Consider the following 24,093-nt stretch of genomic DNA (forward strand, 5'->3'; position numbering starts at 1 on the left):
CTAATGTTGAGTCCATGACACAGCGCACGCCAGCCGCGGCCCAACCACTAAATGTGGCAATCGTTCCGGACTCCTTCAAAGGCAGCGCCCGGGCCAGCGAAGTCGCGGACGCGATCGCCGCAGGGGTGAATGCGGCTGCTACCTCTGTGGCCCGTACGGTATCGATCACCGCCGTTCCCTTTGCCGATGGCGGCGAGGGAACCCTCGATGCGTTGATCGACGCTTGGGGAACCGAAGCGAAGGTCGTTGAAACAACCGATGCGCTGGGCAGGACCGTCAACTCGCGTTTCGGGTTGTCTGCAGATGGAACGACCGCCGTGATCGAGGCGGCGGAAGCCGCGGGATTGCCCCAGGTCAGTGACGTACCGCGGCAACCACTTCAAGCCACCACTTTTGGGCTGGGCCCACTTGTCATTCAAGCCTTGGAGCTTGGAGTGCAGCGAATCATTCTTTGTCTTGGTGGCTCGGCCACCACCGATGGCGGAGCTGGATTGCTCGCAGCTCTGGGTGCGAAGTTCCTCGATGCTCAGGGCAAAGAATTGGCTGCGGGCGGTGGTGCGCTGAACGACCTGGCGAGCATCGATATCTCCGGTCTGGATTCGCGAGCTTCTCGAGTCAAATGGCAGATCGCCTGCGATGTCACCAATCCGTTGCTGGGAGAAAACGGGGCCGCCGCGGTTTTCGGACCGCAAAAGGGCGCCTCGCCCCAGGAAGTGGAAGCACTGAATGCGGGACTGGCTCGGCTCGCTGACACCTTGGAAACCGCGTCCGGTCGAAAGCTGCGCGAGCAGCCCGGCATGGGAGCCGCCGGCGGCTTGGCGCTCTGCCTTGGATCTTACTGCGAGGTTGAGCTCGTGCCCGGGTGGGAACTGGTAGCGCAGGCTTTGAACGCGCACCAGATTCTTGCCGACGCGCAGCTGGTCTTTACCGGTGAGGGGCGCCTGGATTCGCAATCCCTGCAGGGCAAGGTGGTCAGCGGGGTGCTGCAAGCTGCGCGCAGAGATGCAGACATTATCGTGATCGCCGGATCGGTAGACCTTGCCGAGGAGCTGCTCGCCGAGTCGGGAATTCTCGCAGCCTATTCGATAGCACAGGGCCCGGCCGATCTCGGTGAGCTTTCATCGCAGGCTTTGGAGCTCATCCGGCGCACCGCATATCAGGTGGCGCGCACTTACCTGCATTAAAGTAGGCGCCTATTCGGGCGCTTGCCGGATCGGCGCTGAGCAATCCGGCATTCATGATCACGCGCACCGGCTCCTCGTAATATTTGCCACTGTCCGCATGGCTCCCCGCGTAGTTCGGCAGAAGACCCGAATGATTACACACCTGAGTTGAATCCTTCACACCAAGATTTTCACACCAAATTGGGCGAGTGGCCGTGGTGTGCCGCTGCAGACGGACCCGACACAAACGCCTCGGTCCGGATCCAGCCCTATGGGCGTTGCGCAGGACCAGACGCCCGTGACGTGAAACGCGATGTTGAACAGGAGCATGCAGAGATTCTTGCTTCGGCCCTGGATCGCGATGCGCGATGGGCTGGTGAACTGTTGTGTAACGGCGCGGCGAGGCTCCCCTGTTCTCCGCACGAACCGTCCGCTTCCTGAACGCGTAGTTCAGGACGTAGCTGGTTGCGTAGGAGGGGAAGTCTAGGGCGAACAATCTGGGTCGGCCCGGAAATCGTGGTGTGTATGGAGCCAGGAACCGTGAAATTCAGCTGTTTTTGAGGCCAATCTTTCGAGTCTGAGATGCCGAGTTGGGGGAGTGGCGTAGCTTCAGAAGCGAGTCGCTCAGGGTGGGCGCGCGCGGATGAATAATCTTTTGAATTGCTCCGAGCAGGCGACCGGGCGGACAGCCGGGAATATCTAGCCTGCATCGTAGCTTGGCACCAGTATGGCAATCAATGACAAATCGGTACAGAGTGAACAACGCACAGCGCTCGTGGTTGGAGCGACGGGCATCGCAGGATCTGCACTTGTGGAGACCCTCGCCACCGCAGGATGGTCAGTTATTGCCTTGTCCCGCAGGCCGGGGGCTGATCGCGACGGAGTGCGCTGGCTTTCCGCGGACCTGACTTCGGCTGAATCAGTGGCGGCCGTTCTCGCTCCTGAACATCCGACGCACGTCTTCTTCACCGCTTGGTCGCGGCAGGACTCTGAGGAAGAGAACATCACTGTCAACGCAGGCATGTTGCGAGTTCTCTTGGCCGCGCTGCGGGACAAGCCGGTTGCCCATGTGGCTCTGATGACGGGGCTAAAGCACTACCTTGGCCCTTTCGAAGCCTACGCCGCCGGCGAGATGCCGGATACTCCGTTCCATGAAGAAGAACCGCGGCTGCCCGTTCGGAACTTCTACTACGCGCAAGAAGACGAGTTGTTCGCCGCGGCCGCCGAGCAGGGGTTCACCTGGTCCGTGCACCGCGCGCACACCGTCATTGGGCATGCTGTGGGAAACGCAATGAATATGGGGCTCACGCTCGCCACGCAAGCAACGCTGTGCAAGGAAACGGGAGAACCGTTCGTCTTCCCGGGCTCAGAAATGCAATGGAACGGGCTGACTGACATGACAGACGCCGGTCTGCTTGCAGAGCATATGCTCTGGGCTTCGACGACCCCTGCTGCTGCCAATGAGGCCTTTAATATCGTCAATGGCGATGTCTTTCGGTGGCGCTGGATGTGGCCGAAGCTCGCCGCGCACTTTGGAGTTGAATGGGAAGGCTACCAACAGGCGCCTCGGCCTCTCGAGCAGGCCATGAGCGGCCGGGAAAGGCAGTGGAGCGAGTTGGCGCTGAAGCACGGGTTGGCGGAACAAAAGCTGGGTCGCATGGCTTCGTGGTGGCACACCGACGGTGACCTAGGGCGAAACATAGAAGTGGTGGCCGACATGGGGAAGAGCAGGGTGGCTGGCTTTACCGGGTATCGTCGAACATTTGATGCTTTCGTGGCGCTGTTCGACCGCTATCGCGTGGATCAACTCATCCCCTAAGTGGTGCCTATCTCTGGGCCAGAGAGACGAGCGTCGCCGCAACGGCTTAGCCGTCCACGTCGAGAATAAACAGGCGCAGCAGCTGGGAATGCGCTGTTATCGAAGCATTTAACCGGCCTGGGCGGGGGATCAAAGGCTGGTGAAAGCGGAATCTCCGTAGGTGGGAATTTTCGCGGGATTGCGGGCCGGCGTCGGGGCGTAGTTCTCCAGCGGAGAAATATGGCGGTTGAGCTGAGGGCGGAGTCATTCCCAGTTTTGTGCACAGAACTGGGAATGATGTACTTAAAACTCGGCACGATGCGCTCTTGACGTACGAAGAGGTTCTCGTAGCGATGGTCAATGACGAGCGAGATGCACAGCATCAGAACGAGTTTATGGAGTCGAGCGATGATCATTTCACCGAAGGCCACCCGTTCATGACGAAACTGTAGCCGGAGCAGGTTTGGGTACTTAACTTCACTGGAATTCCAGGTTCCATCGGCTGAGCAAGAACATGAAAGTTATTGTTAACCCAATGGATCAACTGGCTTAACTAGAACGTTCGCAAGAGTCACTTCCATGAATCGGTTAGGGAGAAGCTGAGTCTTTTGGGCTCCTACTTAAGTATTATTGACACGGTGAAATTTATTTGATTTATGATGTTTACCTGAGGTTAGTTAGATATTCAAAGAATAAAACTCGTAATAATTGAGAATATTCACCGCAGGAAACTCGTCCACTGTTAGTTTTATTTACATCAACACCCGTTGATAACGTGGACTTTTATTCACATCGCACTTTCTGGAGGAATCATGGATCTGGTCGATACTCTTTTGGAGATCATTCTCGGCCTTCTCGGTGGGCTCGGCGGCTAAAGCCCCGCAATGTAGTACTTTTTGATTTTGTCCCGCCGAAGGCAAAGCCTTCGGCGGGACATTATTTTTTATTTATGCATTGAAGAGACGGGTTAGTGGCTCGGGCTGAGGAGTCTTGGCCTCGACTCGACGCAATTCTTTATGCGGCGCCATCGGCACAATAGCGCGTTCCTGACGGGAATGTTCGGGCCAGATTCCTAGCTTGCCCGAGGGAGAATGGCTGTAGGATCCAGGGCATCCTTGATCTTTGGCCGTAGTCGGTGCGCAGTGTTGCGTTGAAAACAAATCCACCGAAACTGCGATCCACGTGCCTGCAGCATCCAGCAGCTCTGCATGCAGGGGATGGGTGTGGCGCACGCCGCCGATCGTCAATGCGCTGGGAACTCAGGATGCGGCTCTACTTGCGGGGGCCGTGCAGTGAGCGAACCGACGACTACTCGGTTCCTCGGCCTGGGGCAGGCCTCCATGGTCCTCCGCTACTGGGGGCGTGGTTCGGTCCGAGGCTTATCCACCGCCGAGTCCAGAGATCTCATGCCAGGGGTGGACTTGGAGTACGCACAGTTACACCCGTCCGCTGAGGACGTGGCGCCACAGGCTTTCATAGGCTTGTGTTGTGATGAAGAAAAACCTTGTTCCCTTGATAGCACTAGCCATTCCGACCACTTTGCTGCTGACCGGATGTGACGTCAGTCAGCTAACCGAAGACAAATATGAGCAGTCGGCCTCCAAAACCGCAAAGACTTCCGCAGAAGGCGTAGCTTCCGGGTTGCTTCCCAGCTGGGCTCCCAATGGTGGAACCGACGTCCGCCTGGAGCAACGCAGCACCGGGCACGAGCGAATTTTCACCATGGACTACTCAGGTGAACTTCCAAGCGGCAAATGCGAGCCGCTGGCTAACACCGGCGTTCCCAGCGCCAAGGAACTGGAAAAAGGCTACGCCGCCGATTCGCGGACCAAGGACATGGCACCAGAGGATTTCGTGACCTACCGAACCCTCGAAGCCGACTGGTGGCCGGCAGGCGCTGAATTGCAGAGCACCGCGCTCTGTGGACGTTGGTGGGTGCACCAAGATGCAGGCAAGCTGTACGCTTTCGCGCCAGATGTTGCCAGCGTGGCCGAGGCAATCGTCAAGGAGCGCGCCGAGGCCGAGTAAGCCCGGCCTAGGAGGAGGGCGGCAGGGTCAATACTTGAGGCGCCCCCTCGGTGATCAGTACCGTGTGTTCGGTATGCGCGGTACGGCAACCCGTTGCGCTTCGCAAGGTCCAGCCATCGGGATCGGTGATGAGCTTCGCGGTGTTTGTCATAACCCATGGTTCCAGCGCGAGCATTAATCCGGGAACCAGCTTATAGCCTCGGTTGGGCCGTCCGTTGTTCGAAATGTGAGGTTCCTGATGCATTGTCGAGCCGATCCCGTGGCCGCCGTATTCGGTATTGATCGAGTACCCGGCCTCGCGCAAGACTGTGCCGATGGCATAGGAAATATCGCCAATTTTGGCCCCTGGCCGGGCCGCATCAATTCCGGCAGCTAACGCGTGTTCCGTGGCTTGGATCAGCTGGGTGCTTGCGGTGTCCTGGGTCGGCCCCACGATAAAGCTGATGGCAGCATCAGCGGCGATGCCTTCCTTGGAAATCGCAAGATCCAGGGTCAGTAAATCACCGTCGGCCAGTGCGTAGTCGTGGGGTAATCCGTGCAGCACCGCATCGTTGACCGCGGTGCAGATGTAATGGCCGAATGGTCCGCGTCCAAAAGCTGGTGCGTAATCGACATAGCAGGATTCTGCGCCTGCTCCGAGGATCATCTCGCGGGCCCAAGCGTTGATGTCCAAAAGGTTGGTGCCCACCACGCTGCGGTCCCGCAGGGTTTGCAGGATCTGCCCCACGAGAGCTCCGGTGACCTTAGCCCGGGCAGCTTCGTGGGAATTCAGGATCTCGATCATGCGAAGCCTTTCATAAAACCAATAACAATACCGTCCATACTATACCGGTACTATGATTGGTTTTATGGTTAGATTGCCCCTCACTTTTGAAGAACTCGAACGCGGCGAGCGCCTCGGCGCCCTCTTGCGCCGGGCAAGAGCCGAGCGGACCATGGTTGACATTGCCTTTGACGCGGGAATTTCCCCGGAGACGCTACGCAAGATCGAGTCCGGGCGAGTGGCCACCCCCGCATTCTCAACTATTGCCGCCATCGCGGGGGTCCTTGGACTCTCGCTGGATGAACTATGGAATTCCGTGCTTGCCCAAGAGCCGGACGCCAGCGGTGCCCGATCCAGCAGAATGGCGCGCGAGCGGCTTGCGAGCTAGTTCGCTGAAATGCTGCGCTTTCGAAGCGGATCACGCCCCTGGCGATCGCTCCGCTCTCCTGTGCCCAGTAGTCCTCATTGATCTTTTCCAGCGGAATCTCCTGCGCGGTCAAATCATCTAAGTTCAGCCGACCTTGTTGATGAAGTTCCGCTTAGTACGGAGCGCCCTGGCGGGCGTTCGAGGGGCCCTTTCAAATCCCGTGCAGGCTGCGTTGGTGCATGGGCATGCCTAGCATGGCATTGAGTCCTAGTGGCTTGCCCTGTGGCAACCCGATGAGGTGCACGTGCCCGCCGGTTCGATCTAAGCGAGGGCTTCCTTGCCCAGCGGCGGTCTTCATCGACTACCTGGATGCTGAAGCTGCCACCGGTGATAATGAGACGTGCTGAATGTATGCGTGCTCGGGTACATAGCCGCGGGCCTCGCAGAAGGTGCCGAACTGGTTACCTGCGGAGAACCGGTGAGCGCGGAGGGCTCTTCGTTCCGCCAACCGTCCTGAACAATGTGAAGCCGAAATGTCGGTGTCAAAAGAAGAGATCATTGGGCCGGAGCTCTCGGACACAAAATTCAGTGATGAAGATTCCCGCGCGGTCGTACTGCGCCAAGCCATCGGCAATGGCTACGGACTGAATTCGATCATTTTCACCCGAGACATCTCCGAGGCGTTGCTGATTGCGAAGAAAATCCAGGCTGGCAATCTCCGCGTGAATACCGGAGCCGGCATGGACGCGAACATGCCATCTGGCGGTTTCAAGCAGTCCGGCTGGGGTATGGAAAGGGTCCCAAGGCCTCGGACGGCTAGGATAAAACCATGAGCGAACAGGAGCAGCCCCGGTTAGGCAGCGCACTGGCGCAAAAGGTCGTCGACACCATCGCGCCGACGATTAACCGCCATGTCAATATCATGAATTCCCACGGGGTGATCATTGCTTCCACCGATGCGGCCCGCATCGGAACGCATCACGAGGGCAGCGCCGAGGCGATCCGCCGCAACCAGATCATCCGCGTCAGCCAGGCCGATGGCAGCGCCGGAACCCAGCCCGGGGTCAACGTTCCGCTCACATTGGATAATCAGCTGTGCGGGGTCGTCGGCGTCACCGGAGCCCCGCATGAGGTCGAGCCGCTAGCCGATCTGATTGCACTGACCGTGCAGTTGCTCTTCACCCAGGAACGCGAGCACTCGCGCAGTACCCGCCGTGAAACAGAAGCCCGGGACATTATCTCCGCGTTGCTGGCCGGATGGGCCGAGCCAGAAGCCATTGACCGGAGCCTGGCAGCGCACGGCTTGCGCGGACCAACGCAACTGGAGGCATGGATCCCGCGCAGCGCGCAGGATCCATTGCTGGATGTGCCGGCCGTTGAGGGCCGGCGCACTTCCTGGATCAACCTCTCCGGTGCGTTCTGGCGGATCCGGCTGGCGAACGAACCGGCCTTCGAGGAAGACCAAGGCGCAACGGAGCGCTATCTTGCCTCCGCCCCGGCAGAAGGCGCCGGACACCTGCTGGCCGAAGCCGAAGCCCTCCGTGCCCTCGTGGCGCTCCCGGCGCTGATACCCCAGCGACGAAACCGGGAGATCTGGAGCCCGGAAATCGCCACCGCTATCGCGCGCACACCGGCGCAGAGCCTGAGCCATATTGCCCGGCCCGCCCGGGACTTGAGCGAAGAGCAAGCGAAGACGCTGCTGGTCGTCACTGCCGCAGCATCGATGACCCAGGCCGCAACCGAACTGCACATACACCGCAATACCCTAGTGCAGCGTCTGGAGCGCGTAGCCCTGATCGCCGGGGTGGACATCCGCCACACCGGCCAGGCGGTGCGGCTGCAGCATGCCATCTACGCAGCGGTCGCCCTAGACCAGAAACACATATTCTAGGAATTTCCGGCATAAGAATATGGGCGTGCGCCCATAGGTGATTGAGTCCGCAGTCCCTAGTATTGGCAAGATGCTCGAAGTTGAGCGCCCGCTGAACCGGTCCTCCCGGCCGAAACAACCTTCGCAGGAAAAGCCTGAGCAGCTTGACCTGGCGGAATAGCGGGCGGCAGCAACGGGCCGGAACTCGCACCCAGAACGACCGCCTGCGCCATTGCAGGTTCGGGCTGGGGGCCACAGATATTGGCAAAGGAGCCAACTCGCCGTGTATGAACTCCTCGTTCTGCTGATCCTCGTGGTGGCCATTGTGCTGGTCACCGCACGCTGGAAAATCAGCCCCTTCCTCGCCCTCATCGGCGCGGCCATCCTCGCGGCCTTCGCCTACAAGATCCCCATCGCCGAGGTCGCCTCCACGGTGACCACCGCCTTTGGCAGCACCATGGGCAATATTGGCCTCGTAATCCTCTTCGGCACGATGATCGGCATCATCCTGGAGCGTTCCGGGGCCGCGATCTCCATGGCCGATGCGCTGATCAAGGTGCTGGGCACCAGATTCCCCAACCTGACGCTGTCGCTCATCGGCTACATCGTTTCCATACCGGTCTTCTGCGACTCGGGCTACGTGGTGCTCAACTCCCTGCGCAAGGCCATCACCCTGCGCACCGGTGTTTCCACGCTGGCCACCTCCATTGCCTTGATGACCGGCCTGTATGCCACCCACACCATGGTCCCGCCGACCCCAGGACCGCTGGCAGCCGCCGAGTCCATCGGCATCGCCGACAACCTCGGATTGATCATCGCCATCGGCCTGCCGGTGGCAGTGGTCTCGGCCATGGCCGGGCTGTTCTATGCCAGCCGCTTCAACAAGTCCACGTGGACTCCGCTGCCATCCGAGGATGAGAACGACATCTCCGAGCTCGATTACGAGCAGCTGCGTGCAAGCTTCGGCAAGCTGCCAAGCCCTGGCTTGGCCTTCCTGCCGATCCTCGTTCCGCTGGTCTTGATCTGCGCGGCATCGATTGCCAAGCTTCCATCGCATCCCTTCGGCGAAGGCGCCGCACTGGAAGCACTGTCCTTCATCGGCACCCCGGTGATCGCGCTGATCTTCGGTTTGCTCGCCGCGACCTTGCTGCTGAACGGCAATAAGAAGCTTGCCGACTTCAACGAGCAGATGCACGAAGCCGTGCGCACCGCGGCGCCCATCCTGCTGATTACCGGTGCCGGCGCAGCCTTTGGTGCTGTGCTGGCAGCCTCGGAGCTGACCACGATCCTCTCCGATTCGCTCAGCGGCTTGGGTCTCGGACTGGCTGTGCCATTCCTGATCGCCGCGGCATTGAAGTCGGCGCAGGGCTCATCCACCGTGTCGATGGTGACCACCTCGGCGCTGGTCGCCCCGATGCTCGGATCCCTCGGTCTGGACTCCGAACTGGGCATGGTGCTCAGTGTCCTGGCAGTTGGCGCCGGCGCGATGGTCGTCTCGCATGCCAACGATTCCTACTTCTGGGTGGTCTCCCAGCTCAGCCGCATCCCGGTGATCACGGCCTACAAGACCTTGAGCGTGGCCACCGCCATCCAGGGCACCGCCGCATTTGCTACCGTCTGGATCCTCGGGGCATTCCTGCTCTAGTAAATCCAAGAAGCCTGCATAAACCAATAACCGCGCCATCAGTGGATGGCGCGGTTATTGGTTTAACTGGCGGGATGGCCGCAATAGGCAAGGCTGCAACTTCGAGCACAGCCCAGCTTTCCCCATTGACTTGCTGGCAAGGATTACGGGCATGGGAACAATGACCGGCAATCCGGCCATCTGGGATGCCTGATCGCTGGATCCATGATCCACCCCCGCATTCGCTGACGCTTATCGCTGTCGGCTAATTGAGAAACCGAGATCCCCCTGACAGGTGCCCGGTCGATTGATGCTGGATCCGGATATCAAGCTCTCCGATCGCCGATGACGTAACCTCCAGAAGTATGACGGCGTCCCAGCGCCTTCGGGGCGGTCCAAGTCCGCCGGAAATCTCGCTTTGTGACGACTTCTGACCGACTATTCCGTCGGATGACGTGCTCCTTCCATCCGCTCATGCCGCGGTGTTTCACTCGAAGTACCAACCATCCAGAGCGGCTGAGAGACCTGGCTCGACGACGCCGCAGCAAGCCTGCATTCGGCAGCTAGTGCTAACGCCAGGTTCGATGGATCAGCAGAAAGCAACTTTCTGCTTCCTTCGGAGCAAGACTCTAAGGGAGAACGAAAATGACCGTACTGAGCACGCAACTGCCCCGCGTTCCCTACACCGGGAGCGCAGACGAGGCCGAGCTCGCCCACTGGCGCGAGATCGCCGAGCAGGTCGCGGCCACCCTGGCCGCGGACGCGCTGGAGCGCGACCGCAAAAACGAGCAGCCCTTCGCCGAGGTGCAGCTGCTGCGCGAGGCCGGGCTGCTGAACCTGCTGGTTCCGGCCGAATTCGGGGGAGCCGGAGCGCACTGGGCCACCGCTTTTGAAACCATCCGCATCCTGGCCGCGGCCGACGGGTCCATCTCCCAGCTGCTGGCCTACCACTACATCAACCAGTCCGGCATCGCCTTCTACGCTCCGGCCGAAGCCCAGGCCGAGTGGTGGCAGCGGACCGTGGCCGGAGGCTGGCTCTGGGGCGATTCGGTGAATCCGGTGGACCCGCAGCTGACGCTCACCGCGGAGGACGATGGCTTCCGGCTGAACGGTTTCAAGCGTTTCTCCACCGGCTCCGGAGTCGGCGAGGTGATCGTCGTCAACGCCGAGGTCTCCGGAGGCCCGCGACACGGCGAAGTGTTGGCCTTCGTCCTCCCGCGCAACCGGGAAGGGCTGGAAATCGTCGATGACTGGGACTACCTGGGCCAGCGCTTGAGCGCCTCGAACTCGCTGAAGTACCACAACGTGCGCATCGAGGCCGCCGATCTGCTCGGGGCGGTGACCGACGAGCCGGTCTCCACCCTGCTCACCCCCGGGATCCAGCTGGCCTTCGCGAACTTCTACCTGGGCATCGCCGAGGGCGCGTTGGCCCGCGGCAAGCAAATCCTGCTGGGCCGCAAGAACGCCTGGTTCCTCTCGGCGGCGGAGACCTACTCCCAGGACGTCGTCTTCCAGCGCACCGTGGGCGAGCTGAAGGCGCGCACCGCCGCGGTGGCCGCCCTGGCCGAGAAGCTCGGCCGCAAATTCGATGCGCTGCTGGCCAAGGCGGGGAATGTCACCCAGCCTGAACGCGCGGCGCTGGCGGTGGAAATCGCCGAGGCCAAGGTGGTCTCCACCGAGATCGGCGTGGAGGTCGCCAACCGCATCTTCGAGGTCACCGGTTCCTCCTCTACGCAGAATGATGTGGGCCTGGATCTGTTCTGGCGCAATGTGCGCACCCACTCGCTGCACGACCCGGTGGACTACAAGAAAATCGAGGTCGGCGCGTACTTCCTGCGCGGGGAAACCCAGCCGCTCTCGCTCTACACCTAAACCTCAACCGCACCCACGGATTGGACCGAACTGATGACCGTACTTGCCACCGCCAACCGCCTGGCTGAATTGAAAACCCGCTTCGCCCCGCACTTTGAAAAGATCGCCGCCGGCGCCGCCGAACGCGACCGCAGCGGAGAACTGCCGCACCAGCAGGTGGCCGAGCTGGCCGCCGCCGGCTTCGGCGCATTGCGCGTCCCGGTCTCCCACGGCGGGGCAGGGGCCACCTTGGCCGAGCTCTTCGAATTGCTCGTGGACTTGGCCGCCGCGGACTCCAGCATCGCCCAGGCCTTGCGCGCCCACTTCGCTTTCGTCGAAGACCGCCTGGTAGCCGCCCCGGGGCCGGGGCGCGACAAGTGGCTGGCCCGCTTTGCCGCCGGGGAGTTGGTGGGGAATTCCTGGACCGAGATCGGCACCGTGAAGGTGGGCGAGGTGATCACCAAGGTCACCCCGGATGGCGAGGGAGGGTTCCTGGTCAACGGCACCAAGTACTATTCCACCGGCTCGATCTTCGCCGACTGGCTGGATACCTACGCCGAGCGCACCGATACCGGCAAGCGCGTGATCGCCGCGGTCAACCGGCACCAGCCCGGCGTGGTGCTGGCCGATGACTGGGACGGCTTCGGACAGCGCACCACCGGCACCGGAACCTCCACCTTCACCGACGCGGTCGTCGCCGAAGAGGACCTGATCGACTTCGACACCCGCTTCAAATACCAGACCGCGTTCTACCAGCAGGTGCTGCTGGTTGTGCTGGCCGGGTCCGCCAAGGCCGCCGAACGTGACTTCGCCGCCGAGCTGAAGGCCCGCAAGCGCACCTTCAGCCATGGCGCCGCCAACGTGGCCGCCGAGGATCCGCAGCTGCTTCAGGTCATCGGCGAGGTATCCGCCACTGCGTTCGCGGCGGCCGGAACCGTGGAACGCGTGTCGCAGTCCCTGCAGGGAGCCTATGAAACCGCGTTGGCGCGGCACGAGGGCGAAGTGACGTTGGAGGAAGACGAGGCGGCCAATGACGCGGCCGAGCTGGCCAGCGCGCAGGCCCAGGTGGTGCTGACCCCGCTGGTGCTCAACGCGATCACCCACGCCTTCGACGCGTTGGCCGCTTCGGCTACCAGCGTTTCGAAGAACCTGGACCGGCATTGGCGCAATGCCCGCACCGCCGGAAACCACAATCCGTGGGTGTTCAAGGCCCGGCTGATCGGCGATCTGGCGGTCAACGGCACCGAACTGCCGCGTGTTTGGGCCATCGGCGCCTCGAAGTAGCATCCAAAGACCAGGCAGGCCCAGCATTCATCTTGAGTGCTGGGACTGCAGCGTGCAGCGCATCAATGACCGAGCAGCTCTCCGGCACCCCCTGGGTTCACCTCGCCGGCAACAACTCTCAGCAGATAAAGCTCTGGGGATTCGCGGTCCGCGGCGGCCTTCCGATAACAGGCAGCGCCCGGACTCGGCGATTGCCTGATTCCGTAGCGGACGTCACCGTCTACAACTCGATGCTTGCCGAAGACCAGATGGATCTCGAGGCGCGGTGCTGATCCCTTCCGGAAGAGGGCTCTCAGCGTATTTCTGAAGGTACTGCGTTGCGGCAACCCATGCCCTCGTCAATAGGCCGGCATGCCTGAAGATCACGGGCATTTCCATCGTAGGCGTCCGTTCCAAGGGGGCTCCGAGCAGGTTGTTTCGAACGGCTGCGCGCAGCGTGCTTTATGGAATCTGCTTCGGCGGGTCTTATGCCGCTGGCTAGACTGTGTGGGTGATCAACTACACCCTGCGTCAAATACAGTATTTTGTCGCCGTCGCCGAAACCGGGTCCATCTCCGCGGCTGCTGGCGCCTGCCACATTTCGCAGGCCGCCATGTCGCAGGCGATGGATGAACTTGAACGGGTGGTTGGATCGCAGCTGCTGGTGCGGCGCCGGGCGCGCGGCGTGGTCCTCACCGCGGTGGGTACGGACTTCCTCCATGATGCCAAGCAGCTGGTGCGCCATGCCGAAGAGGTGCAGGACCAGATCGTGGAGCGCCAGACCAAGCTTTCCGGGCCGCTGGTCATCGGCTGCTACTCCTCGCTGGCAGCCTTCTGGATTCCGGTGATCTGCGAACGCTTCACCAACGTGCACCCGGACCTGCAGGTGACCCTCATCGAGGGAGACGGCGCCGAGCTGCAGGAACGGATGCTGCAAGGGCATCTGGATGCGGTGCTCACGCACACTCGGCATCTCCTGCCCCATGTGGGGTGGCGCCGCGTCATGTCGGGGCGGCCATATGTCCTGGTCGGAGGCAATCACCGCCTGGCCAAGCGAGGCAGTGTGGCCCTGTCGGAATTGGCGGGAGACGATTTTGTGTCCCTGGACATTCCGACGGTACGCGACAACCAGCTGGTGAATCTGCGGATGTCCGGGCTGGATCCCAAGGTGCGTTGGAGTTCGCAGAGCTTCGAGGCCGTGCGCGGTTTGGTGGCCCGGGGGTTGGGCTACACGGTGCTGGTGCAGCGGCCTCCGGTCAATCTCAGCTATGACGGACTGCCGCTGGCAATCCTGGAAATTGAGGGTCCGGTCGGCGAGAGCGATATTTGTGTCGCCTATACTGCCTCGGACCGTCCGAGCCTGCGGCTGCGCGCATTCCTCGACTTCTGTGAAGAAGTTGGAGCCGACAAAGAAAACAGGGCTGGGTAGAGTCCTTGCGACTCCGGCCAGCCCTGGATCCTGTTCAGCGGACTACAGGTTTTCTGCTTCGAGATCCGCCTCGCGGCCCTCTTTCACTCCGCGTATGGCGAGCCCGGCGACAATGAATGCGCCCGCCCAGACGGCACCGGCGATCCACAGCGTTCCGCCACCGAGCAGCACCAAGCCGGTGACGATCATCGGGGTGAAGCCTGCCCCCACGGTGGAGGAGAGCTGGTACACCAGCGAGGCGCCGGTGTAGCGGATCCGGGTGGGGAACAGCTCGGCGGTGAACGCGCCGAAGGGTCCGAAGATGGTGGCCTGGATGATGCCGTTGGCGATGAACAGGGCGATGGCAAAGAGCCACAGCTCGCCCATTTCCAGCATCCACATGATCGGCAGGGCCATGACCGCGCCGGCGGCTATGCCAACCATCATGACCGGGCGGCGCCCGAGCCTGTCGGAGTAGCGGGCGGCGAACCAGATGCCGACGACGGTCAACGCAGCGCCGATGGCTTTCACATTCAGCACGGCCGTGCGGTCCATGCCAACCTCTTCAACCACATAGGCGACGGCCCAAACGGTCATCAGGCCCTGCACCGTGTAGGAGCTCATGCCGACCAGCGTTCCGCGGATCACCGAACCGGGGTACTTGGTGATGACCTCCAGGAATGGGGTCTTGCGTTCTTCGGCTTTGTCTTCCAAGGCGAGGAAGAGCGGGGACTCGGCCACCTTGAGCCGGATGATCAGGCCGATGCCTACCAGCGCGATGCTGATCAGGAACGGGATGCGCCAGCCCCAAGCCAGGAACTGGTCATCGGGCAGGATGGAGACCGCGGAAACGGCGAGGGTCACCAGCACGGCGCCGGCCGGCCCGCCCATATTCGCGAAGCTCGCGGCGAAGCCGCGGCGTTCCTTCGGAGCATGCTCCAGCGCCATCAGCATGGCGCCTCCCCATTCGCCGCCCACGGCCAGGCCCTGGACGATGCGCAGCGTGATCAACGCGATCGGCGCGATCATGCCGATTTGCGCGGCCGGAGGCAGCAGGCCGATCAGCGTTGAGGCGCCGCCCATCATCAACATCGAGGTAATCAGCACGCCCTTGCGGCCCACCTTGTCGCCGAAGTGGCCGAAGACGATTCCGCCCAGCGGGCGGGCCAGGTAGCCGACGGCGAGAGTGGAGAAGGAGGCGAAGAGCGCCACGCCTGGGGTGAGCCCAATGAAGAACACCTTGTTGAAGACCAGCGAGGCGGCCGTGGCGTAGAGGATGAAGTCGTAGAACTCGATCGCGCTTCCAATGAAGCTCGAGGCGAGGATGCGCCGCATCTGCGGGGAATTGAGCGAGGGAACTTTGAGCTCGCCATCGCCTGTCGGCTGGTTTTGTGGCTTCACTGCATTGCTCATCGGGATGCCGCCATTTCACTGTGGATGCGGGAGAAGGATATTTTATCGAGGTCGTCGGGGACCAGGTAGGTCCCGGAGAACTTGCCGGCGTGCGAATGCCAGACGGAGAGCGGAGTGGTGCCCGGCACCAGGTGGTGCAGGGCCAGGGTGCGTGCCCCGGCTTGGGCCGCGATCTCGATGGCTTGTTCGGCCGAGGTATGGGCCCGTCGGTGATGGTCCATGGAGGCTTGGGATTCCAGCGTTCCAATCGGGCCGTAGGTGCGCTGTACCCACTCGAAATCGATGGCTTCATGCAGCAGCAGATCCGTGTCCCGGGCCAGGGTGACAAGGTTCTGGCAAGGCGAGGTGTCTCCGGAGATGGTGACCGAGCCTTCGGCGGTGTCAAAGCGGAAAGCGAAGGCCGGCGCGATCGGCGGATGCTTCACCAGCGTGGCGCTCACCGTCACCAATTCATCTTGGTAGATCACGAATGGCTTGAACGCCTCCGGCGTCGGGTTCTCATTCGGGTGATAACCGGTGCCCGCAGGAATCTGGATGTCCTGGGCCGAGAAGTGATCCAGCGGGGAGGGGCGCAAGGCGTTGATCACCCGGTCGTTGAGGTCCGTTGCGTAGGCCTGCATCAGATGGTCGAACATCGAGGCGGTGCCCGGCGTCGGATTCTGCGGGTAGAGCGCCTGCGGTGGAACGCTCGCCCTCGGGGAGACCGGTGGTAAGGCGCCGCGCTCGCCGGGGCCGAGGATGGTGATGGGTTCCTTATCGGAGGGCAGCGTGAACAGTCCGAAGATGGCTAGCGAGGCCAGATCGATGCTGTGGTCGGAGTGCAGGTGGGTGAGGAAGATGCCGCGCAGGTTCGCCGGGCTGTACCCCGCCTTCATCAGCTGGTTTCCCACGCCGGTGCCGGCATCTACGAGATAGACGCTGTCACCGACGACTACCGCGGTGGAGATTCCTGCCCGCTCGCCGGCGTGCTCGCCGGTCCACCAGCGTGGACCGCCTGCGGTGCCGAGGGTGACGACGTGTGGATTCAAATTAGTGGAGGCCATGTCTCTGCGACCTTTCGTTGTTCTAGTATCTACCAATCATTCTTATGCCCTGGCTCACATTCGTAAAACTGTTTTTATCTACCATTAACAATGGTTTTACTTATGAGCTGGTCGGTAGACTTCAATGCGACGCGAAGCATCTTCGGGCGATGAGCGAGCGTTGTGCATGATGTACTGAGTGGAAGAAACACGTACCTGTAGGAGTGGCATGTCTGATCACGAACGAAGCCGCCTCTCGCGCTGGGTCCTGCCTCATGGCGCAGAGCCGGATCCCCGGTTTACGCTGGCCAACGAACGTACCTTCCTGGCGTGGATCCGCACCTCGCTGGCATTCCTTGCCGGCGGCACCGCGCTAGAGGCATTCGCCGCCGAGGCTTTCCCCTCGCCGCTGCGCACTTGGCTCGCGGTGCTGATCATCGGCGTGGGAATTCTGATTGCCGCAGGTGCCGCGGTCCGCTGGGTCCGCGTGGAGCGCAGCATGCGCACCGGACGCCCGCTGCCGATACCTGCCATCGTTCCGCTCCTGGGCTTCGGCGCAGTGGCCGCTTCCATCGCGGCCGTGGCGATGATTGTCGGTTCGCGAGCCTGATGCGCGAGCCCATCCAGATCGCCGACCCGGGGCTGCAGCCAGAGCGCACGGTATTTGCGTGGAGCCGTACCCTGGTGTCATTCCTTGTGGTCAGTGCCGTCTTCTTGCGCTGGCTGCCGCACTATGGCGTGGGTATCGTGTTGATGATCGCAATTTCCGCGACCATGGCGCTGGGAATCTTTGCCTCGCAGCGCGCTCGCTACCGGCGCATGGCCCTCGGCGTGAAATCCGAGCGGGTCAGGCCGGATATCGTCGCGGTGCTGATGACCACCCTGGTGCTGATCGCCATCGGCGTGTTCGGAATGATCTTGGTGCTCGGCCCGAGCTAAGCCAGGTCTGTCGAGCCGGGCCTCCCGGGCGAGCCATCTGGCTTTGCTGCCGCATATCCCGTTGGCGCTTGGGGTGTCGATTCGCGGTGAGCGGCGGTAGCGCACTGCGGTGTTGCGGATTTCACTGGCAAGTGAGACGCGGGGAACGTGAGCCAGGTTTTAGACTTAGTTGGATAAAATCAACTATTTAGAGGAGTGCTCCGGCCCATGAACGCTGAGACTCAACCCAAAAGCCCGTTTAACTTCGTTCAGGTCCTGATTGCCGCCGCTGGTATTGGCTTCCTCAACGTCATCACCTACTTCATTGGCAGTTCCGCAGGCGCTTCCATGGTGCTCGGCGAGAACTCCGGAGAGCGCATTGGCTTCGCTCAGGTCTACGGTTTCACGTTGCTGCCAATCCTCATCCTCGGTGCGGTGGTCTTTGTTATCGGCCGCGCCAAGCCAGGATTTTGCAAGGTCGCCCAGTGGTTGGGGCTCATCGTTGCGGTTGTTTCGATCATCTTGCCAATCATGGCCGCCGGTGACATCGCTACCGCGCTCACCTTGAGCATCATTCACCTGTTCGTCGGCCTTGGGTTGTTCTTCGCGGTGCACTACGGCAATAAGAGCCTGCACGCGAACTAGCCACTGCGCTCCTGCATCTCAACGCAGGATGCCTGCTGCCCACGGATAAAAATCAGTGGGCAGCAGGCATTTGTGAACTCTCAGGTGTTGCGTGCGGCGCAATGTGCTCGATCGAGATGTGCTCCAGAACAGCAAGGCCGCGGGCCGGGACAATCCAGGGATTGTCCCGGCCCGCGGCCTTTAGCTGATGGAACCGGACTACGAGTCCTGCAGAACCATGGCCTCGGAGCGCAGCTTGCGACGGCTGGCCGCATGCTTGACCATGGTCAGTGCCACCGCGGCGATCAGCAGGATATACATGATGATCGTGGTCGGCGAGGAGACCAGGTAGCCCAGGTCGCCCTCGGACACGGTCAGCGCGCGGCGCAGGGAGGTTTCGGCCAGTGGCCCGAGGATCACGGCGATCAGCACCGGCGCTACTGGGAACTGGTAGCGGCGCATGATGAAGCCGAGGATGCCGATGGCCAGCAGGAACCAAAGGTCGATCACCGAGGAGCTCACCGCATAGACGCCCAGCATGGAGAGCACGGTAATGCCTGCATACAGGTAGTGCCGTGGCACCAGCAGCAGCTTGGCCCAAAGCCCGGCGAATTGCATGTTGATGATCAGCAGCATCACCAATCCCACGAAGAGCGAGGCGAGCAGGGTCCAGACCATGTCGCCCGAGCGCTCGAAGAGCAGCGGGCCTGGCTGCATGCCGTATTGCTGGAACGCGGCGATCATCAGCGCTGCGGTCGCCGAGACCGGAAGCCCCAGGGCCAGCAGGGCGCCCATGGCCATGCCGGCGGTCGCGTTTCCGGCGGCCTCCGGGGCGGCCACGCCGTTGATGGAACCGGTGGTTCCGAACTCCGGATCCTTCCGCTTGGCGGCCAAGCGCTTCTCGGTGCCGTAGGCAAGGAAGGTCGGGATCTCCGCGCCGCCGGCTGGGATGACGCCGAAGGGAACGCCGAAGGCGGTGCCGCGCAGCCAGGCCGGCAGGGCCTTGCGGAAGTCCGCGCCGCTGAGCTTGATCCGGCCGCTGGCCGGGATCCGCAGGGCGCTGGGGTCGCGGTGGATCCGCGAGGCCACATGGATGACTTCACCCAGGGCCAGCAGGCCCACGGTGATGACCACAATGGACAGCCCGTCAAAGAGCTGCGGCAGGCCGCCGGTGAAGCGCACGGAACCGGAGATTCCATCCACCCCGATCAGCGCCAGGACCAGGCCGATGGACAGTGCGCCCAGGCCCTTGATGATCGATTCGGAGACCACCGAGGAGATGGCGACGAAGGCGAAGACGGCCAAGGCGAAGTATTCGGCCGGGCCGAAGGCGGTCGCCAGTTTCACCAGCGAGGGGGCGAAGAACACCACCAGCGTGGTGGCGATCAGCCCGCCGATGAAGGCGCCCATCGCGGCGGTGGCCAAGGCCCGAGCCGCCTGCCCGCTCTTGGCCATCTTGTGGCCCTCGAAGGTGGTGGCGATGGCCGAGGAGGCCCCGGGCGTATTGAGCAGAATTCCGGCCGTGGAATCGCCGAACATCCCGCCGAAGTAGACTCCGGCGAACATGATGAATGCGGCCGTGGGGTCCAGACTGAAGGTGACCGGCAGCAGCAGGGCGACGGCCATCGAGGAGCCAAGGCCCGGCAGCACGCCGACCGCGGTGCCCAGCAAGGCGCCAATGAGCACCCACATGAGGTTCACGAGCGTCAACGCACCGGCGAAACCCGCCATTAAGTGACTGAGCTGATCCATTTAGAGCAAACCTCCTAGGAACCCGGCGGGCAGGCTGAGACCCAACCCGAGGCCGAACGCCAAATAGCTGATCGAGGAAACCATGACGGCGACCCCGATGTCGAAAATCGGGCGGGTGCTGCCCAACGCCTTGCAGATGGCCCAGAACAATCCGGCCGCGGAAATAATCCATCCCAGTACCGGAAGCACGAGGATGAAGCAGGCGATGCCGCCGACGATCCAGGCGATCGTGGCCCAATCCGAGTACAGCCGCACCCGGCCGGTGCGGCGCGGACGGGCTCCGCTGGCACCAAGCACCTCGGTGCGCTGGGTGTCGCCCAATTCGGCCAGCATTTCGGCGGAGAAATCGGGGTTGCCGCTGTCGGTGCCCTGCGGGAAACGGCGGGTGCGCAGCACGGAAAGGCCATGGAGCACCGCCAGCGCGTAGAGCACGATGCAGATGATCCAGGGGAAGAACTGCGGACCGGGTACGGTATCGCCCATGACGTTCATGGAGGCCGTGCCGACGGTCAGCGCGACGGCCAGGGCCAGCAGCAGCGCGGTGACCACCAGCTCGCTGCGGCCCGAGAAGAAACCGGTAATGCGTACGGTGTCTTCGGTGGTTTCTCTGCTCTGGGTGGTGCTCATAGTCCGAGTCCTTCCACGAGATCCGTGGTTGTGGCGATCTCCGTGTCGATGAATGCGTCGAGCTCATCGCCGACCATGTAGCTGTCGGTCCAGTTGTTCCGGGCCACCGCGTCCTTCCACTGCTCCGTGGCATGGAATTCGGCCACAATCTGCTGCAGTTCGGCCTTCTGCTCGGCGGTAATGCCCGGGGCGGCGACGTAGCCGCGCCAATTGGCCATGGCCGCGTCGACCCCGGCCTCCTTGAAGGTCGGCACATCCACGCCGGGCAGGCGCTCTTCGGAGGAGATCGCCAGGGCGCGCAGGCTTCCGGTCTCGATCTGGTCGGAGAGTTCGTTGTAGCCGGAAACGGCCGCGCTGGTGGTGCCCGAAAGCACCGAGGTGATCGCCTCGCCGCCGCCGGAGTAGGGAATGTAATTGACCAGCTGCGGGTCGATGCCCACCTCGCGGGCGGCCATGCCCATCAGCAGGTGGTCGATGCCGCCAAGCGAACCGCCGGCAATGGAGGTTCCTCCCGGGTCTTTCTTCCAGGCTTCGACGAAGTCCTCCAGCGTCTCCAGCTCCGAGTCGCCGGGGACCACGATCACCGCATAGTCATCGGCCAGCCGGGCGATCGGGGTGACGTCTTCCAGCGAGGTGCCCGAATCGGCGAGTTCGATCGCGCCGATCATCACCCCGCCGGTGACCATCAGCATGTCCGAGCGGCCGGTCATCTGCGCGAACTGGCTCAGCCCGATGGTGCCGCCGGCACCGGGGACGTTGACCACCTGCACGTTGTTGCTGATGCCATCGGATTTGATGGCCTGCTGCGCTTCGCGGGCAAAGCCGTCCCAGCCGCCGCCGGGAGAGGCGGGGGCCATGATCACGAGTTTCGCGCGCACCGTGTTCTCGCCGCCCGAGGCGGCCGAGGTCACCAGCGCGAGCGTGGCGATCAGAACGCTGGCGACCAGAAAGGCCACGTTCTTAAAATTGAGTTTGCTCATAGCTATCCGTAGGGTTCGAGTGATGATGGGGATTCCGGCTGCCCGGAAGCGTCTTAGCTACGATCCCATGCAGTGATCCAAACCACTATCGAAAACGTGGTTTGGGTCATAGGTGCCATAAGAAAAATAAAGTTAACGCCGGAAGGCAGACCATGAGTCCCACCAAGACCGCGCTACCGCGACGCCATCGTTTGCGCCTGCAGCTGGCCGGGCTGCAGGTGGTCATCGTCCTGGCCGTCGTGCTCGCGGTGGCGGTCGCGGTGATGGTGGTCGAGGATCAGCGGGTGCAGGACCAGGCCTATGCGCGGGTCGGCACGGTGGCCAGCCATGTGGGCAATGAGCCGGCGGTGATCGCGGCGCTGAACACCGAGGACGCCGCGCAGGTTATCGCGCCGATCGCCCAGCTGGCCCGCGAGGTGTCCGGAGTGGACTACGTCGTGGTGGTGGGGCTGGATAACATCCGCCTTTCGCATCCCGACCCAGAGCAGATCGGGCGGCCGGTGTCCACCGATCATTCGCTGATGCGCCAGGGCGAGAGCTTTTCCGGGATCGAATCCGGAACGCTGGGCCCCACCCTGCGGGTGAAGGCGCCGATCCGTGCCGACGGGGAGATCATCGGCACGATCTCCGTGGGGATCTTGCAAAGCGAGGTGCGTGCCCAGCTGAACTCCATCGTGGTGGGCTTCGCCCCGTGGATTCTGGGCGCCGCCGGCCTGGGCACGCTGCTCAGCCTGTCCGCGGCGCGCGCCATTCGCCGCCGCATCTTCGGGGTGGAACCCGATGAGGTCCCCGGCCTGCTCCAGTCGCAGAATGCGCTGCTCTACGCGGTGAGCGACGGGGTGCTCGGCGTGGGACCCGCGGGGCGGATTACCTTGTGCAACGGGGAGGCCGAGACGCTGCTCGGATTGCGCGAATCGGTGGTGGGGCGCATCGCCGATCAGGTGCTGGATCCGCTGCTGGGCACAATGCCCGAGGAAGGGGCCCGGCAGGTGCTGGTGGGCGAACGGGTGCTGGTGGTCTCGCGGCGCAATGCCGTGGCCGGGGCGGCCCGGGCCGATGCAGGTTATACGCTGACCCTGCGCGATCGCACCGCGCTGGAGGCTTCGCTGCGCGAGCTGGCCGGCCAGCGCGGACTGGCCGACGCCCTGCGGGCGCAGACCCACGAGTTCGCCAACCGGCTGCATGTGCTCTCCGGCTACCTGTCCGTCGGCGCGCACCAGAAAGCGCAGGAGTACATCGCCCGGATCGCCGGTCCGCAGGAGCGCACCGCGGTGGAACTTCCCGATTCCGGGTTGGCCGGGGTGCTCTCGGCCAATGCCGCGGTGGCCCGGGAACATGGGGTGTCCTTCGAGGTTTCGGCGCAGTCGCTGGTCGCGCCGGGCACCGGAGCCGACGACGACCTGCTGACCGTGCTGGGCAATCTGCTCAGCAACGCGATCGAGGCGGCCGGGGACGGGGGCCGGGTTGAGGTCTTTGTCCGGCTGGCCGAGCACCGGGTCGAATTGCGGGTGGAAGACAGCGGTCCCGGGGTGCCCCCGGAGCAAGCCGAACGCATCTTCACGCGCGGAGTCAGCGCCAAGGATCAAAGCATCCAGCCCCATGGGATCGGGCTGGCCCTGGTCCAGCGGATTATCCAGCGCAGAGGTGGGACAATCGAGGTTGGAGACTCGGCGCTGGGCGGCGCGCAATTCGCCGCCCGGTGGCCGGCGGCAACAGGGCAGGGGAACTAAGTTATGCGCCAGATCGAAACGCTGATCGTCGACGACGATCCGGATGTGCTGGCCATGCACGAACTTTTTGTTGCATCCACCGACGGCTTCCGGGTCGCCGCCACCGCCACCCGCGCCGCCGAGGCGCTGAACTGCCTGGAGGCGAATCCGGGAATCGAGCTGATCCTGCTCGACGTGCACCTGCCGGACGGAAATGGCGTCGAGGTCCTCGCCGAGGTGCGCGCCCGGTTCAGCCAGGTGGGGGTCATCATGATCACCGCAGCCGCGGATGCGGCCACGGTGCGCAGAGCCATCGGCCAGGGGATCGACGGGTACCTGGTCAAGCCCTTCGCCGTCGGGGAATTCCGCAGGCGGCTGGACCTGTTTCGTCAGGCGCGGATTGCCGCGCCGGAACGCTTGGCCCAGTCGGCTATCGACGTGCTGCTGCGCGAAGAGGCCGAATCGACGGGATCCGGGCCGGCGCCCGCCCCGACCGGCAGTCTGCCCAAGGGCTACGCGCAGGCCACCCTGGATCTCATCGCCGACGCGGTGCGCGGGGTGGACGCGGATATTTCGGCGGCCGAGGTCGCCGAGGCCTGCGGGGTCTCCCGGGTCAGCGCCCGGCGCTATCTGGACCTGCTGGAGCGGCGCGGACAGGTGGAACTGCGCCCGCGCTATGGTTCGGCGGGGCGCCCGGAACACCGCTATCGCTGGGTTCGCCGCTGAGCCGCCGGCGGCTCGCGGCTGTCAGCTGCCCTCGTTCCCATGTTCCTTTGACTCCCCGCGGGCTTTCTTCTTGTCGTACCGCTCCCGTGCCTTGTGGCCAGCTTGGCGTTTGACCTGTTTCGTGCCACGGTTTGTGATTGAAAACCTCAATAGGTTCATGACCTGATGTTATGTTTTCACGTCTTGA

At 62.8% G+C, this 24,093-nt stretch carries 22 protein-coding genes, 1 pseudogene and 1 riboswitch; of the genes and pseudogenes, 17 read left to right on the forward strand and 6 right to left on the reverse strand.

Features of this window, described 5'->3' with window-relative positions:
• Nucleotides 1-14 precede the first annotated feature (14 nt).
• The 4 genes from ACT3TP_RS14375 (at nucleotide 15) to ACT3TP_RS14390 (ending at nucleotide 4,989) form a co-directional block, all read left to right on the forward strand.
• Complete coding sequence (locus tag ACT3TP_RS14375; protein ID WP_096257480.1) at nucleotides 15-1,184, forward strand: glycerate kinase; 1,170 nt, start codon at nucleotides 15-17, stop codon at nucleotides 1,182-1,184.
• Between the two features lie 706 nt (nucleotides 1,185-1,890).
• On the forward strand, nucleotides 1,891-2,982 hold the full coding sequence (locus tag ACT3TP_RS14380) for an SDR family oxidoreductase (RefSeq protein WP_096282675.1): 1,092 nt from the start codon (nucleotides 1,891-1,893) through the stop codon (nucleotides 2,980-2,982).
• A gap of 305 nt (nucleotides 2,983-3,287) precedes the next feature.
• Nucleotides 3,288-3,413 (forward strand): hypothetical protein, encoded by a 126-nt coding sequence (locus ACT3TP_RS14385; protein WP_255248283.1) that lies wholly within the window; start codon nucleotides 3,288-3,290, stop codon nucleotides 3,411-3,413.
• Between the two features lie 1,039 nt (nucleotides 3,414-4,452).
• Nucleotides 4,453-4,989 carry a hypothetical protein gene (locus tag ACT3TP_RS14390; protein ID WP_096257484.1) on the forward strand — a complete coding sequence of 179 codons (537 nt, stop codon included), beginning with the start codon at nucleotides 4,453-4,455 and terminating at the stop codon, nucleotides 4,987-4,989.
• Between the two features lie 7 nt (nucleotides 4,990-4,996).
• Here the strand turns inward: ACT3TP_RS14390 and map are convergent, their stop codons facing one another.
• Entirely contained in the window at nucleotides 4,997-5,773 is a 777-nt protein-coding gene (gene map / locus ACT3TP_RS14395; protein ID WP_096257486.1) for a type I methionyl aminopeptidase, read from the reverse strand.
• 64 nt (nucleotides 5,774-5,837) lie between these two features.
• Between map and ACT3TP_RS14400 the strand changes: the two genes are divergently transcribed.
• The 8 genes and pseudogenes from ACT3TP_RS14400 (at nucleotide 5,838) to ACT3TP_RS14435 (ending at nucleotide 14,156) form a co-directional block, all read left to right on the forward strand.
• Nucleotides 5,838-6,140 (forward strand): helix-turn-helix domain-containing protein, encoded by a 303-nt coding sequence (locus ACT3TP_RS14400; RefSeq protein WP_096257488.1) that lies wholly within the window; start codon nucleotides 5,838-5,840, stop codon nucleotides 6,138-6,140.
• 509 nt (nucleotides 6,141-6,649) lie between these two features.
• Nucleotides 6,650-6,952: pseudogene (locus ACT3TP_RS14405) on the forward strand (aldehyde dehydrogenase family protein); the annotation flags it as partial.
• Nucleotides 6,949-8,010: a CdaR family transcriptional regulator gene (locus ACT3TP_RS14410; protein WP_096257491.1), complete on the forward strand. Its 1,062-nt coding sequence runs from the start codon at nucleotides 6,949-6,951 to the stop codon at nucleotides 8,008-8,010. The pseudogene ACT3TP_RS14405 and the gene ACT3TP_RS14410, both read left to right, overlap by 4 nt.
• Nucleotides 8,011-8,272: 262 nt before the next feature.
• On the forward strand, nucleotides 8,273-9,634 hold the full coding sequence (locus tag ACT3TP_RS14415) for a GntP family permease (protein WP_444617714.1): 1,362 nt from the start codon (nucleotides 8,273-8,275) through the stop codon (nucleotides 9,632-9,634).
• A 479-nt stretch (nucleotides 9,635-10,113) separates the two neighbouring features.
• A riboswitch (SAM riboswitch) is annotated at nucleotides 10,114-10,204 on the forward strand.
• A gap of 54 nt (nucleotides 10,205-10,258) precedes the next feature.
• Nucleotides 10,259-11,485 (forward strand): acyl-CoA dehydrogenase family protein, encoded by a 1,227-nt coding sequence (locus ACT3TP_RS14420; protein ID WP_096257495.1) that lies wholly within the window; start codon nucleotides 10,259-10,261, stop codon nucleotides 11,483-11,485.
• Between the two features lie 33 nt (nucleotides 11,486-11,518).
• Nucleotides 11,519-12,748, forward strand: coding sequence for an acyl-CoA dehydrogenase family protein (locus ACT3TP_RS14425; RefSeq protein WP_096257496.1), 1,230 nt, complete (start codon nucleotides 11,519-11,521; stop codon nucleotides 12,746-12,748).
• Nucleotides 12,749-12,813: 65 nt separating this feature from the next.
• Nucleotides 12,814-13,020: a hypothetical protein gene (locus tag ACT3TP_RS14430; RefSeq protein ID WP_096257498.1), complete on the forward strand. Its 207-nt coding sequence runs from the start codon at nucleotides 12,814-12,816 to the stop codon at nucleotides 13,018-13,020.
• A gap of 218 nt (nucleotides 13,021-13,238) precedes the next feature.
• Nucleotides 13,239-14,156, forward strand: coding sequence for a LysR substrate-binding domain-containing protein (locus ACT3TP_RS14435; RefSeq protein ID WP_096257500.1), 918 nt, complete (start codon nucleotides 13,239-13,241; stop codon nucleotides 14,154-14,156).
• Between the two features lie 42 nt (nucleotides 14,157-14,198).
• Here ACT3TP_RS14435 and ACT3TP_RS14440 read toward each other — a convergent pair whose 3' ends face one another.
• Both ACT3TP_RS14440 and ACT3TP_RS14445 read right to left on the reverse strand, forming a co-directional pair.
• Nucleotides 14,199-15,548, reverse strand: a complete 1,350-nt coding sequence (locus ACT3TP_RS14440; RefSeq protein WP_444620869.1) for an MFS transporter — start codon at nucleotides 15,546-15,548, stop codon at nucleotides 14,199-14,201.
• Nucleotides 15,545-16,591, reverse strand: a complete 1,047-nt coding sequence (locus tag ACT3TP_RS14445) for an MBL fold metallo-hydrolase (RefSeq protein ID WP_096257504.1) — start codon at nucleotides 16,589-16,591, stop codon at nucleotides 15,545-15,547. The genes ACT3TP_RS14440 and ACT3TP_RS14445 overlap by 4 nt, the downstream gene beginning before the upstream one ends.
• A 208-nt stretch (nucleotides 16,592-16,799) precedes the next feature.
• On the opposite strand from ACT3TP_RS14445, the gene ACT3TP_RS14450 reads away from it, so the two are divergent.
• The 3 genes from ACT3TP_RS14450 to ACT3TP_RS14460 all read left to right on the forward strand — a co-directional run bounded on the left by ACT3TP_RS14450 (nucleotide 16,800) and on the right by ACT3TP_RS14460 (nucleotide 18,133).
• A complete protein-coding gene (locus ACT3TP_RS14450; protein WP_105552528.1) occupies nucleotides 16,800-17,180 on the forward strand; it encodes a YidH family protein in 381 nt (126 codons plus the stop codon).
• Nucleotides 17,180-17,509, forward strand: coding sequence for a DUF202 domain-containing protein (locus ACT3TP_RS14455; protein ID WP_105552529.1), 330 nt, complete (start codon nucleotides 17,180-17,182; stop codon nucleotides 17,507-17,509). The genes ACT3TP_RS14450 and ACT3TP_RS14455 overlap by 1 nt, the downstream gene beginning before the upstream one ends.
• 207 nt (nucleotides 17,510-17,716) lie before the next feature.
• A complete protein-coding gene (locus ACT3TP_RS14460; RefSeq protein WP_096254337.1) occupies nucleotides 17,717-18,133 on the forward strand; it encodes a DUF6069 family protein in 417 nt (138 codons plus the stop codon).
• Between the two features lie 198 nt (nucleotides 18,134-18,331).
• Here the strand turns inward: ACT3TP_RS14460 and ACT3TP_RS14465 are convergent, their stop codons facing one another.
• Genes ACT3TP_RS14465 through ACT3TP_RS14475 form a run of 3 tightly spaced genes read right to left on the reverse strand, consistent with a single transcriptional unit; the run spans nucleotide 18,332 to nucleotide 21,471 of the window.
• Complete coding sequence (locus ACT3TP_RS14465) at nucleotides 18,332-19,864, reverse strand: tripartite tricarboxylate transporter permease (protein ID WP_096255390.1); 1,533 nt, start codon at nucleotides 19,862-19,864, stop codon at nucleotides 18,332-18,334.
• The gene (locus tag ACT3TP_RS14470; RefSeq protein ID WP_096255391.1) at nucleotides 19,865-20,491 is read right to left on the reverse strand and encodes a tripartite tricarboxylate transporter TctB family protein; all 627 of its coding nucleotides are present in this window, start codon (nucleotides 20,489-20,491) and stop codon (nucleotides 19,865-19,867) included.
• Complete coding sequence (locus ACT3TP_RS14475) at nucleotides 20,488-21,471, reverse strand: Bug family tripartite tricarboxylate transporter substrate binding protein (protein ID WP_096255393.1); 984 nt, start codon at nucleotides 21,469-21,471, stop codon at nucleotides 20,488-20,490. Before ACT3TP_RS14475 ends, ACT3TP_RS14470 begins: the two co-directional genes overlap by 4 nt.
• 152 nt (nucleotides 21,472-21,623) lie before the next feature.
• Between ACT3TP_RS14475 and ACT3TP_RS14480 the strand changes: the two genes are divergently transcribed.
• Together ACT3TP_RS14480 and ACT3TP_RS14485 are read left to right on the forward strand one after the other, a co-directional pair.
• On the forward strand, nucleotides 21,624-23,201 hold the full coding sequence (locus ACT3TP_RS14480) for an ATP-binding protein (protein WP_444620870.1): 1,578 nt from the start codon (nucleotides 21,624-21,626) through the stop codon (nucleotides 23,199-23,201).
• Nucleotides 23,202-23,204: 3 nt separating this feature from the next.
• On the forward strand, nucleotides 23,205-23,906 hold the full coding sequence (locus ACT3TP_RS14485) for a response regulator (RefSeq protein WP_444620871.1): 702 nt from the start codon (nucleotides 23,205-23,207) through the stop codon (nucleotides 23,904-23,906).
• Nucleotides 23,907-24,093 lie beyond the last annotated feature (187 nt).

It is taken from the genome of Glutamicibacter sp. AOP38-B1-38, assembly GCF_052377485.1.
GTDB lineage: Bacteria > Actinomycetota > Actinomycetes > Actinomycetales > Micrococcaceae > Glutamicibacter.

Bases quoted from the DNA above. Each gene is read 5' to 3' on its own strand.
- ACT3TP_RS14480 (WP_444620870.1), top strand. From the start codon at position 21,624: ATGAGTCCCACCAAGACCGCGCTACCGCGACGCCATCGTTTGCGCCTG.
- ACT3TP_RS14475 (WP_096255393.1), bottom strand. From the start codon at position 21,471: ATGAGCAAACTCAATTTTAAGAACGTGGCCTTTCTGGTCGCCAGCGTT.
- ACT3TP_RS14430 (WP_096257498.1), top strand. From the start codon at position 12,814: ATGACCGAGCAGCTCTCCGGCACCCCCTGGGTTCACCTCGCCGGCAAC.
- ACT3TP_RS14410 (WP_096257491.1), top strand. From the start codon at position 6,949: ATGAGCGAACAGGAGCAGCCCCGGTTAGGCAGCGCACTGGCGCAAAAG.
- ACT3TP_RS14390 (WP_096257484.1), top strand. From the start codon at position 4,453: ATGAAGAAAAACCTTGTTCCCTTGATAGCACTAGCCATTCCGACCACT.
- ACT3TP_RS14460 (WP_096254337.1), top strand. From the start codon at position 17,717: ATGAACGCTGAGACTCAACCCAAAAGCCCGTTTAACTTCGTTCAGGTC.
- ACT3TP_RS14400 (WP_096257488.1), top strand. From the start codon at position 5,838: ATGGTTAGATTGCCCCTCACTTTTGAAGAACTCGAACGCGGCGAGCGC.
- ACT3TP_RS14375 (WP_096257480.1), top strand. From the start codon at position 15: ATGACACAGCGCACGCCAGCCGCGGCCCAACCACTAAATGTGGCAATC.
- ACT3TP_RS14425 (WP_096257496.1), top strand. From the start codon at position 11,519: ATGACCGTACTTGCCACCGCCAACCGCCTGGCTGAATTGAAAACCCGC.
- ACT3TP_RS14455 (WP_105552529.1), top strand. From the start codon at position 17,180: ATGCGCGAGCCCATCCAGATCGCCGACCCGGGGCTGCAGCCAGAGCGC.
- ACT3TP_RS14465 (WP_096255390.1), bottom strand. From the start codon at position 19,864: ATGGATCAGCTCAGTCACTTAATGGCGGGTTTCGCCGGTGCGTTGACG.
- ACT3TP_RS14485 (WP_444620871.1), top strand. From the start codon at position 23,205: ATGCGCCAGATCGAAACGCTGATCGTCGACGACGATCCGGATGTGCTG.
- ACT3TP_RS14380 (WP_096282675.1), top strand. From the start codon at position 1,891: ATGGCAATCAATGACAAATCGGTACAGAGTGAACAACGCACAGCGCTC.
- ACT3TP_RS14420 (WP_096257495.1), top strand. From the start codon at position 10,259: ATGACCGTACTGAGCACGCAACTGCCCCGCGTTCCCTACACCGGGAGC.
- map (WP_096257486.1), bottom strand. From the start codon at position 5,773: ATGATCGAGATCCTGAATTCCCACGAAGCTGCCCGGGCTAAGGTCACC.
- ACT3TP_RS14450 (WP_105552528.1), top strand. From the start codon at position 16,800: ATGTCTGATCACGAACGAAGCCGCCTCTCGCGCTGGGTCCTGCCTCAT.
- ACT3TP_RS14470 (WP_096255391.1), bottom strand. From the start codon at position 20,491: ATGAGCACCACCCAGAGCAGAGAAACCACCGAAGACACCGTACGCATT.
- ACT3TP_RS14445 (WP_096257504.1), bottom strand. From the start codon at position 16,591: ATGGCCTCCACTAATTTGAATCCACACGTCGTCACCCTCGGCACCGCA.
- ACT3TP_RS14440 (WP_444620869.1), bottom strand. From the start codon at position 15,548: ATGAGCAATGCAGTGAAGCCACAAAACCAGCCGACAGGCGATGGCGAG.